Source organism: Pseudophaeobacter sp. C1-32P7, from assembly GCF_041008775.1.
In the GTDB taxonomy this organism is placed as follows: Bacteria; Pseudomonadota; Alphaproteobacteria; order Rhodobacterales; family Rhodobacteraceae; genus Phycobacter; species Phycobacter gallaeciensis_A.
Genome location: NZ_JAXGFR010000028.1, coordinates 1 through 9,356, shown reverse-complemented (window position 1 = coordinate 9,356; position 9,356 = coordinate 1). Strand labels below are relative to the sequence as shown.

At 58.1% G+C, this 9,356-nt stretch carries 13 protein-coding genes; 7 read left to right on the top strand and 6 right to left on the bottom strand.

What is annotated here, in order from left to right:
• Positions 1-44: 44 nt before the first annotated feature.
• The 6 genes from SM763_RS22155 to SM763_RS22130 all read right to left on the bottom strand — a co-directional run bounded on the left by SM763_RS22155 (position 45) and on the right by SM763_RS22130 (position 3,832).
• Positions 45-602: a methyltransferase family protein gene (locus SM763_RS22155; protein WP_040652314.1), complete on the bottom strand. Its 558-nt coding sequence runs from the start codon at positions 600-602 to the stop codon at positions 45-47.
• Positions 595-1,503 carry a cation diffusion facilitator family transporter gene (locus tag SM763_RS22150; RefSeq protein WP_093734380.1) on the bottom strand — a complete coding sequence of 303 codons (909 nt, stop codon included), beginning with the start codon at positions 1,501-1,503 and terminating at the stop codon, positions 595-597. The genes SM763_RS22155 and SM763_RS22150 overlap by 8 nt, the downstream gene beginning before the upstream one ends.
• The gene (locus SM763_RS22145; protein WP_368999776.1) at positions 1,493-2,263 is read right to left on the bottom strand and encodes a transglutaminase-like domain-containing protein; all 771 of its coding nucleotides are present in this window, start codon (positions 2,261-2,263) and stop codon (positions 1,493-1,495) included. The genes SM763_RS22150 and SM763_RS22145 overlap by 11 nt, the downstream gene beginning before the upstream one ends.
• 86 nt (positions 2,264-2,349) lie before the next feature.
• Entirely contained in the window at positions 2,350-2,967 is a 618-nt protein-coding gene (locus tag SM763_RS22140) for a cation efflux transmembrane domain-containing protein (protein WP_024099354.1), read from the bottom strand.
• 113 nt (positions 2,968-3,080) lie between these two features.
• Entirely contained in the window at positions 3,081-3,437 is a 357-nt protein-coding gene (locus tag SM763_RS22135; RefSeq protein ID WP_347510632.1) for a YnfA family protein, read from the bottom strand.
• Positions 3,404-3,832: a MerR family transcriptional regulator gene (locus SM763_RS22130; RefSeq protein ID WP_347510633.1), complete on the bottom strand. Its 429-nt coding sequence runs from the start codon at positions 3,830-3,832 to the stop codon at positions 3,404-3,406. Before SM763_RS22130 ends, SM763_RS22135 begins: the two co-directional genes overlap by 34 nt.
• Before the next feature lie 178 nt (positions 3,833-4,010).
• On the opposite strand from SM763_RS22130, the gene SM763_RS22125 reads away from it, so the two are divergent.
• The 7 genes from SM763_RS22125 to SM763_RS22095 all read left to right on the top strand — a co-directional run.
• Entirely contained in the window at positions 4,011-4,619 is a 609-nt protein-coding gene (locus SM763_RS22125; RefSeq protein ID WP_490363302.1) for an SCO family protein, read from the top strand.
• Complete coding sequence (locus SM763_RS22120; RefSeq protein ID WP_347510634.1) at positions 4,616-5,059, top strand: disulfide bond formation protein B; 444 nt, start codon at positions 4,616-4,618, stop codon at positions 5,057-5,059. The genes SM763_RS22125 and SM763_RS22120 overlap by 4 nt, the downstream gene beginning before the upstream one ends.
• Positions 5,056-5,718 (top strand): DsbA family protein, encoded by a 663-nt coding sequence (locus SM763_RS22115; RefSeq protein WP_347510635.1) that lies wholly within the window; start codon positions 5,056-5,058, stop codon positions 5,716-5,718. The genes SM763_RS22120 and SM763_RS22115 overlap by 4 nt, the downstream gene beginning before the upstream one ends.
• Before the next feature lie 70 nt (positions 5,719-5,788).
• Entirely contained in the window at positions 5,789-6,172 is a 384-nt protein-coding gene (locus SM763_RS22110; protein ID WP_237273997.1) for a copper chaperone PCu(A)C, read from the top strand.
• Positions 6,173-6,343: 171 nt separating this feature from the next.
• Positions 6,344-6,703, top strand: a complete 360-nt coding sequence (locus SM763_RS22105; RefSeq protein WP_340290416.1) for a hypothetical protein — start codon at positions 6,344-6,346, stop codon at positions 6,701-6,703.
• A gap of 198 nt (positions 6,704-6,901) precedes the next feature.
• Entirely contained in the window at positions 6,902-8,311 is a 1,410-nt protein-coding gene (locus SM763_RS22100; protein ID WP_347510636.1) for an efflux RND transporter periplasmic adaptor subunit, read from the top strand.
• 11 nt (positions 8,312-8,322) lie between these two features.
• Positions 8,323-9,356: efflux RND transporter permease subunit (locus tag SM763_RS22095; protein ID WP_368999775.1), on the top strand; the 1,034-nt coding region annotated here is incomplete at its 3' end.

Sequence of the window (9,356 nt, the reverse complement as noted above, 5' to 3'; positions counted from 1 at the left end):
AGGCTGCCACTCACAAAGCCGTGAGATCAGCTGTCCTTATGCTGTCAGAGAAACCTGCGGGTTGTGCGGAGGTAGCCTCGGTAAGCTTCCCCGTAGCGATCAATCAACCAGCGCTCTTCAGCGAAGGGCGCGAGTGCCAATGCAGTAACGCCGGTGATAATCACTGGCCACGCGAGGATCGAGGCGGAGAGCAGTCCGATCCCGATGAGGATCGCCATGTCAGCCACATACTGAGGATTGCGGGAGAACCGGTAAAGGCCACGGGTCCGCAGAACGCCTTCATCACCACTCGTCGCCGCCATCCCAAGTTGCATCACACCGGACCAGACAACGGCATTGCCCAGAACGATCAGACAAAGCCCTAGACCCCAACGTATGATCCATGGGAAGTCGAGCTCACCCCATTCTAGCAGAGCCAAAACGATGGCAGATCCGAAGCCGACGCACGTAAGTCCCCAGACGACAATCTTGTGGGCTCCTGTAGAGTGAATCGGCGGCCAGACTCGTCGCTCCGGTTGGAACATGGACCAGAGTATACCCGCGACCAGCAACAGATTGGCCGCACAACCCAGCACGAGAACCACGGTTTTGAGGTCACCCATGACCATACCTGTGTGCGTCCCGATGTTTGGTCGCTGAGCGTTCAAACTCCAGCGTTGAGTGGTCGATCCCGAATTCCTCGTCGAGGCGGGTCTTGATTGCCGTCTTGATGTTTTCGAGGTCATCCCAGCGGTCCTCGGCGATTACGACGTGGGTATCGAGCGCCGCACGATGCTCCTGCATCTGCCAGAAATGTGCGTGATGAACTTCCTCGACTCCGTCCACGTCCTCCACGGCCGCGATAACCTTGTCCGTGTCGATATCGGGCGGGCTTCCCAACATCAGGGTGCGGATCGGGCCACCGATCTCGCTGAAGGCGAGCCAGAGGATATAGGCGGCAATCCCGATGGTGATCGCCGGATCAACCCAGCGGACATCGTAGAGAAGGATGAGAACGCCACCGACGATCACGGCCACAGACGCCAGCGCATCGCTGAGGTTGTGGAGGAACAGCGCCCGGATGTTCACGCTGCCTTTCTGCATCGAATAGGTCAGCCACGCGGTGAGGGTATCGATGAACAGCGCCACACTGCCCAGGATGACCACGGTCCAACCCGCGACTTCGGGCGGATCAACAAACCGCATCGCGCCCTCATAGACCAGATAAAGGCCGATGATGATCAGCGAGGTATAATTGATAAGCGCGGCGACGATCTCGACCCTGCCATATCCGAAGGTCATTTTCGCATCGGCAGGGCGGCGCGCGATCTTGCGCGCGCCGAATGCGATGACGAGCGACGCCATGTCGGAGAAGTTATGGATGGCATCCGCGATCAGCGCCAAGCTGCCGGAAAGTATCCCTCCGACAATCTGCGCGACCGTCAGGAGGCCGTTTGCCCAGATGGCAATGGCAACCCGCCGGTCGCCTTCTTTAGGCTCCATATGGGCATGATCATGCGGCACGAGAAGCCTCCTCATGGCCGTGGTTTGGCCGGCTGAGCCCTGGAACGCTTGGCAAACGACCAGCGCGGATCGCCCTGACGCGGGCATTCATCCAATGGCGAATGAGGTGCCGATAGATCCAGTCGCGCAGCGGGCCTAACGCCTGACGATGGTGCTCATAAAACATGTCAGGATTATCGAATGTTCCAAAATCGCGGGCGATGCCGGTCTTCTGGATATATGTACTCTCCCCCGTCCATCCGACTGGCGGTGCGCTCAAGCAGTCGGTCCCGGCACCGTAGCCGCATAGGGACTGAGTCCCGGGAAACGACCGCTGCAAGGCCAACAGGAAGGATGTGTCGAGGATGAAGCCCTCAAGATCGACCCATCCTGCCTCGGTCTCGACCTCGATCCATGAGTGGAGGATTTCTGCGGGTGCGATCGGATAGATCAGTTCAGGCACGACGCCCCGTTGCAACGCTTTGTGGATTGTGAAGCCGTGCAAGCGGCATCTTACGCCAACAGCGCGTAGAAGCGCCATCAGCAGCGTTCCCTTAGTGTTGCATTGTCCATACCTGTCTTCGAGTACTTCGGAGGCAGGAATGTCGTCGGCGTGGCTATAGCCAAAGTCGATCTCGTTTCGCACGAAGTCGTAGATTGCACCAATTCGATCATGCAACGGCAAGGTTCCCCACCCCCGGTCGGCGATCAGAGCGGCAAGTGAAGGATGCCTGAAATCCAAGAGTGGCGTGGACGAAAGCAGCGGGTCAACAGGGGTCATGAGCGTTTCCTAGAATCAACTATACAGAGATGATAGTTTCTACAGTCACTGTAGCTTCAACCTTTATCTTGTCGCGACGCGAGAGACTATTCTGGTTGGTGATTGTGAACTGCCTTGTGATGCTCGTCATGCGCGTCCCGCAGGATGCCTATGCCGCCCCACGCCGCGATGCCAGCCACCGCGACCCCGACAACGAGGTCGGGCCAGTTGCTGCCCAACCACCAAACGAGACCGCCCGCGATCAGGATGCCGCCGTTCGATGCGAAATCGTTGAGGCTGAAGGTGTTGGCGGCCCGGATGTTCACGTCCGGTTCCTTCAGTCGCCCGAGCAGCCAGATGCAGGCGAGGTTGACGACCGCAGCGATCAGCGACATTGCGATCATCAGAGTTCCGAGCGGTTCGGAACCGCCGACATAGCGCCGCCAAGCGTCAATCAGAATGCCAACCGCAAAGATCAGAAGCAATCCGCCGGATACGTTCGCGGCACCCCGCTTCCACTTCGACGACCGGGACAAGGCCAGAAGGCTGATGCCATAGACGAGGCTGTCGGATGTGTTGTCGAGACCATTGGCGATCAGGGCGCTGGAATCGCCGATAGCTCCCGTGGCGAAGAACCCCGCAGCGATTGCGAGATTGAGACCGAGAACAATCCAGAGCGTCTGGCGCTCTTTTTCATTCTTCCCGCTGAATTCGCTTTCGACCATCGAACTGGCAAACCTTCCGATTTCTAAGAAAGGGGGCAGAAACGCCCTCTTCGGATGCCGCTATCAAAAAGATATATAGAACCTCTAGCGACTGTAGATCCAAGAGAATTTATCTACGTCTCTCTCGGCACCGAAAGAATAATCGCGGCACCGATCAAACAGATAGACGTCCCTATGAAGTCCCATCTGTCAGGTCGCTCGCCCTCGACGAACCACATCCAGAGCATGGAGGCCCCGATGTAGATGCCGCCATAGGCTGCGAAAGCGCGGCCCGCTGCGCTGGTTTCGACCTGCGCCAGCAACCAGCCGAAAAGCGCGAGGGCGAATACGCCAGGTACGAGCCAGAGCGGTGATGCCCCAAGACGCCACCACGCCCAGATAGCGGAACACCCGCTGATCTCCGCGACAGCAGCCAGCGGATAGGCAATTGCGGCGCTCAAGCCCCAATCTCGTCGTGCTCGGTCAGACATTCCGAATGGTCACGCAGGACCTCCAGAACCTTGCACTCCGCAACGCTGTCACCGTCGCACTCGGCGACCATGCGCTTCAGTTCCTTCTTGAGCGCTTGCAGACGCTTGATCCGCTGTTCGACTTGGTGGAGTTGCCGACGCGCGATCGAATCCGCCTCCGCGCAGGATTGGGACGGGTTGTCCGACAGATCCAGTAGCTCCCGGATGGAGTCGAGCGAGAAGCCGAGCTGGCGTGAGTGCCGAATAAAGGCCAGCCGGTCCAGATCTTTCTCGAAATACCGGCGCTGGCCACCCGCCGTCCTCCCGGCCTCGTTCATCAAACCGATTTCTTCATAATAGCGGATCGTCTGAACCTTGGTTCCGGTTCTCCGCGAGAGTGTTCCAATTGCGAGCATGTGCGTTCCTTCAATCTACAAAGACTGTAGCTTACCGAAGAGCCAACTCCTTTGAAAAGACAAAGGTTTCACTTTGGTGTTACTTCGGACAACAAAAAGCAACTTTTCGCTTGAACCTCTATCTGCTGTAGCTTGTATCCCGCGCACAGACGAACTGAACAGGTGGGTAGCGCAAGCAATGAAGAAGGTCCGGATAGTTCTCTGGTCGGCAGTGGTTGTCGCTGCGGCGGTGTCAGCCACGCTCTGGATGACCGAGCGCGGTCAAGGACCGACCACCGCGCGTGTCGACCCCGAGGCCGAGAGTTTCGCTGCGGATTTCGAACTGACGGACCATACCGGTATGGTGCAGACCGACGGGGATTTCCGGGGGCGCTGGATGCTCGTCTTTTTCGGATTTGCGAACTGCCCCGACGTGTGTCCAATGGGGCTCGCAACCATCGCGCAGGTCATGGACCATCTCGGCACCGAAGGTGCCGCCGTCCAGCCCCTGTTCATCACGGTCGACCCTGAAAGGGATACGCCAGGCGCTCTGGCCGACTACGTTCCCCAGTTCGGTCCCGGAATCCTTGGGTTGAGCGGATCGCCGGACCAGATCGAACGAACAGCCGAGACCTTAAAGATCTACTACCAGAAGACCGAGGAAGCCTCGTCACCCGACGGCTATACGATAGGGCACACGTCGTCCTTCCTCCTGTTCGATCCGGAGGGCGAGTTCGTCCGCATCTACGAATACGATCAGGAACCCGGACTGATCGTTGCCGATCTTCGCGAAAGAATCGGCACGTGACAGCTGGGCCAGACGCAACGCCAAGTGCCGAGAATCCGGTGGCTTTCCTGTTCGCGGCATGGTTCGTCGCCTTGTCTGCGTCGCTTGCCGTGCTCTTCATCGGAGAGGTTCTGGGGCGGACTCCCTGCAATCTGTGCTGGTTCCAACGAGCCTTCATGTTCCCGCTCGCGGTCATCCTGGGCGTGGCGGCGTGGCGCGCCGACCTCTCGATCTGGCGCTATGCCGCGCCCCTTGCCGTTCTGGGCGGTGCTGTCGCCCTCTACCATTTCCTGCTTTACGCCGGGATCGTGCCTGCGCCGATCGTGCCCTGCACTGCATCCGGGCCATCCTGCACCGATGACGCGATGCTGATCGTCGGTATACCGATCCCTCTGCTTTCCCTGCTGACGTTCGGGGCGATCCTTGTCCTTCTCATTCAACTTCGACGGATTTCAACATGAACCGAAAGACTCTTTTGCTTGCGATACTCGCTCTGGTGCTGGTCGTTTTTGCGGCTGGTGCGTGGTTCGTGTCGCGCCCCGATCCGACCCCGGTGGCGACAGCCGCTCCGCTGGAACAACAGGATCGTCTTGTTCGGTCCTATTCTCCCATACTCGGGCGTGAGGATGCGCCGGTGACCATCGTGGAGTTCTTCGACCCAGCCTGCGAGGCCTGCCGCGCCTTCCATCCCATCGTGAAGCAGATACTGGCGCAATACCCCGACGATGTGCGCGTCGTCATGCGCTACACGCCGTTCCACGGCGATGGGTCCGAGCTGGCAATCAAGGTGCTGGAAGCGGCTCGGTTGCAGGACGTTTTTGTTCCCGTGCTGGAAGCGCTGCTTGAAAATCAGCCTGCCTGGGCCTCTCACGGCGCTCCGGCAGCTGAGCGCATCATGGAGATCGCCGGAGCGGCGGGCTTGGACACAGACGCCGCCGCAAATCAGATCATGTCACCCAGCATCGTCGGCGTCCTCAATCAGGACCGGGCCGATGTAGAAGCTGTCGGAATCCAGGGCACACCGACGTTCTTCGTCAACGGTAAGCCTTTGCCAGAGTTCGGTGCGGAGCAGCTTTTGTCGCTCGTCCAAGCCGAAGTCGAGGCTGTAGCAACCAACTAGAACGAACAGGAGAACCAAGGTGTTCAAAACCTTCGCAAACGCAATTCAGAGCCTGCCTGTCACTCTTCTGATGGGCTTGCCAATGGCATCGTCAGCGCAGCAGTTGTCAGACAACGCATGGATTGTGGTCGAGAGCCCTTGGGCGCGCGCGAGCCTTGGAATGTCGCGACCGGGCGGGGCCTATCTGACCGTTCGGAACGAGGGCAGCGATCCGATCTCTCTCATCGGTCTTCGCGCGAAGATCTCCGACATGGCCTCGATCCACGAAACCAGAACCAATTCTGACGGCGTCAGCAGCATGGCTCCGGCGGACGATATCATGATCCCGCTCGGGGGCATGATCGCCCTCGAACCCGGCGGATATCACGCCATGCTCATGCAACTGCAATCTCCGCTCGTCGAGGGGGAGACCTTTCCGCTAACCCTGCTCTTTTCTGACGGAACGGAGCTTTAAATCACCGTCCCGGTCCTTGGCATCGGCGCACGCGGCCCCGAAGGCTGATCCGGCTGATGATGAGGCGCGCGATGCAGAACAGAACGGAAGTTAGCCTATGATTCTGATGGTGAATAACATGCGACAAAAAGCGAATGGACCATCGGTTACGTGTCCTGTAAAGGTCCCATTATGAAGTACTTGTCCGCCATTCGTGTTGCTAAAATCGGGTTAGCCATACTGCTTGCGGCTGCTCTGAATTTCAGCAGTGCAAAAGCCGATGCCCATGTGTTTGAGGCAGGTGAAGCGGTCTTTGAAAAAGTTATTTTTGGTACCGATACAGGTGATCTTGATTTAGCTACTCAGGATCAAAGATTTAGCGAAAATGGTGAGGCATCCCATGGCTTTGGCGATTGCCATATCCACATCATTGGACTGAAGCAGGCGCAGTTGGCATGCGATCAGTCGTCAGCAGACCGGTCGCGACACTGGGCTGACGCCTCTGTGGTCCTTGCCACGCTCCAAGGTTTTTACCGTCCTCCGCGAGGCTGATCTGCCCCCATTGCAGAGTGGTATTTTACATATCCCGCGTCGCAGCGGGCTTTGTAGAAACTCATAGATATCACAGCAGACCAAACCGTTTGAGCCGAATCTGTCAGGGCCATTTCATCGGTTTGATCATGGCAGACGAAGTTCCAACAGGTGCCTGGACGTGTTTTCAGTGACCTATTCAATTCCTGGAGTACGATTATGAAACTGACAACGATGACCATGGCTGCGCTGACGGTGGGCGTATTTGCCTTGGTCCCGATCACTGGCGCGACTGGAAATGCGGAAACGCCATTGCCAATGACTGCAGCAGCTGCAGCAGCGCCGCAAGATGACGATCATGCCGGAGAAGCTGCAGATGCACACGGTGATGACGACCACGCCGATGAAGCCAAAGACGCGCACGGCGATGACGACCACGCCGGTGAAGCCAAAGACGCGCATGGCGATGACGACCACGCCGGTGAAGCCAAGGATGCGCATGGCGATGACGACCACGCTGGTGAAGCTGAGGGCGCACACGGCGATGAAGGCGGTGGCGATGTTGTCAAACTGGCCCCCGAAGTCGCGAAAGAGGCCGGAATCTTACTAGAGCAAGCTGAGTTGGGAGCCTTGGGCGAGTCCCTCAGCCTGCCAGCAGAAATCCGCTTTGACGCAGACCGGATGGCAAATGTCACGCCCAAGGTGAGCGGAGTCATCGACCGGCTTTTGGTTGGTGAAGGCGACACCGTTGCCTATGGAGATACGCTGGCACTGATCACAAGCCGCGAGCTTGCAGGGTTGAAAGCGAAATGGATGATTTCAAAAACGAACGAAGCCCTTGCGGCACAGTCGTTGACGCGCCTGGAAGGGCTGTGGGCGCAAAAGATCACATCTGAGGTAAATGTCCAAACGGCCCGCGCAGAGCATGAATCGGCAAAGACCGAAAGTGAAGCTGCGGAAACCGAACTGCATGCCGTCGGAATTGATCACGCCGCCCTCGAAAAAATAGCCACTGCTCCGGATGGCAACAATGCCAATGCCTATCTGACTGCACCACTTGCGGGAACAATTGTGCGACGTGCGGCGACGCTGGGGGAAACGGTAACAGCCGGGGATTCCAGCGCCAAGGTGCTGTTCACGATTGTCGATGACAGCGTGGTTTGGGCCGATATCGCAGTTTACAAACAGGACATCAGCCGCGTTCGCGTTGGCGCACCCGTCGCCTTGAAATCAGACGCAGGCGACGTCATCGCACAATCAACGGTGGCCTTTATTCTACCGGTTATTGATGAAGTGTCGCGCACGGCGACGGCGCGTGTCATCCTCGACAACGCTGACAGAAGCCTGACCCCCGGCCAGTTTGTGATTGCAGATCTCAGCGTCGGCAATGCCGCGGAGGTTTTGCGCGTGCCACAATCCGCCGTGCAACTGGTAGAGAACCGTCCGTCTGTTTTTGTCCCTGTTGACGGCGGGTTCGCACCGCGCGCCGTCATGGTTGGCACAACCGCTGGCGGCTATGTGGAAATCCGCAGCGGCCTTGAGGAAGACGACCTCTTTGTCTCTGACGGGGCCTTCACACTCAAAGCCCAACTTGAAAAAGACGCCTTTGGCGACGGCCACGGACATTAGGATAGCTGATTATGACTGATTTTATGCACCGCATCGCAGGCGGCTGGCTTTTGGCGGCCATTGCGGCTTTTGCGATGACGCTTGGCGGGCTTTTTGCGTTTCGCGCCTTGCCTGTTGATGCCTTTCCGGACGTGACACCCGCGCTGGTTCAGGTTTTCACCGAAACCGAAGGGCTCGCCCCCGAAGAGGTTGAGCGCTATGTGACCTATCCAATCGAAACGGCGATGTCGGGCCTGCCCAAACTCAAAAATATGCGGTCGGTCTCGAATTTTGGGCTGTCGGTGGTGAACATCTATTTCGAGGACGGGACGGATGTCTATTTCGCCCGTCAGGTCGTGGGCGAGCGGCTCGCCGAAGCGCGTGGCAACATCCCCGACGGGTTTGGCGACCCGCAAATGGGTCCGATTTCAACCGGGCTTGGCCTCATCCTGTATTTCCGTCTGGAAGATCAGACCGGCGCACGCAACCTTGTCGAGATGCGCGAAATTCAGGACTGGATCGTCAAGTATCAGTTGCAGACCGTGGCGGGTGTCACCGAGGTTTTGTCCCTTGGTGGCTATGAAAAGCAATATCAGGTCAGGCTCGATCCCGATGCGCTGCTTGCCTATGATATTCAAATCGCCGATGTGATCAGCGCATTAGAGCGCGGAAACAAAACCGAAGGGGCGCAATTCCTCGAAATCGGATCCGAACAATACACGGTGCGCGGCGTTGGACTTGCCAAGACAATCTCTGATCTCGCAGAGATTGTCGTCAACGTGGAGGACGGGCGCACCGTGCGCGTGCGCGATCTGGGCCACATCACCGTTGGCGGTGGCGTTCGGCAAGGTCTTGCAACCGCCAACGGTGAGGGCGAAGTTGTCGCAGGGCTGGTTCTGAAACTTTATGGCACCAACACATCCGATGTCATCGCGCGGGTCCAGAAGCGCTTTCAGGAAATCAACGCCAGCCTGCCGGAGGGCGTGCAGGCAGTCCCCTACTACGATCAGGGGACACTGGTAAACAAGGCGGCCGCAACTGTGACCACGGCATTGTGGCAGGGCGC

Excerpts from the sequence above, each read along its gene's own strand:
- SM763_RS22155 (WP_040652314.1), bottom strand. The coding sequence starts at position 602 with ATGGGTGACCTCAAAACCGTGGTTCTCGTGCTGGGTTGTGCGGCCAAT.
- SM763_RS22145 (WP_368999776.1), bottom strand. The coding sequence starts at position 2,263 with ATGACCCCTGTTGACCCGCTGCTTTCGTCCACGCCACTCTTGGATTTC.
- SM763_RS22140 (WP_024099354.1), bottom strand. The coding sequence starts at position 2,967 with ATGGTCGAAAGCGAATTCAGCGGGAAGAATGAAAAAGAGCGCCAGACG.
- SM763_RS22135 (WP_347510632.1), bottom strand. The coding sequence starts at position 3,437 with ATGTCTGACCGAGCACGACGAGATTGGGGCTTGAGCGCCGCAATTGCC.
- SM763_RS22130 (WP_347510633.1), bottom strand. The coding sequence starts at position 3,832 with ATGCTCGCAATTGGAACACTCTCGCGGAGAACCGGAACCAAGGTTCAG.
- SM763_RS22125 (WP_490363302.1), top strand. The coding sequence starts at position 4,011 with ATGAAGAAGGTCCGGATAGTTCTCTGGTCGGCAGTGGTTGTCGCTGCG.
- SM763_RS22115 (WP_347510635.1), top strand. The coding sequence starts at position 5,056 with ATGAACCGAAAGACTCTTTTGCTTGCGATACTCGCTCTGGTGCTGGTC.
- SM763_RS22110 (WP_237273997.1), top strand. The coding sequence starts at position 5,789 with ATGGGCTTGCCAATGGCATCGTCAGCGCAGCAGTTGTCAGACAACGCA.
- SM763_RS22105 (WP_340290416.1), top strand. The coding sequence starts at position 6,344 with ATGAAGTACTTGTCCGCCATTCGTGTTGCTAAAATCGGGTTAGCCATA.
- SM763_RS22100 (WP_347510636.1), top strand. The coding sequence starts at position 6,902 with ATGAAACTGACAACGATGACCATGGCTGCGCTGACGGTGGGCGTATTT.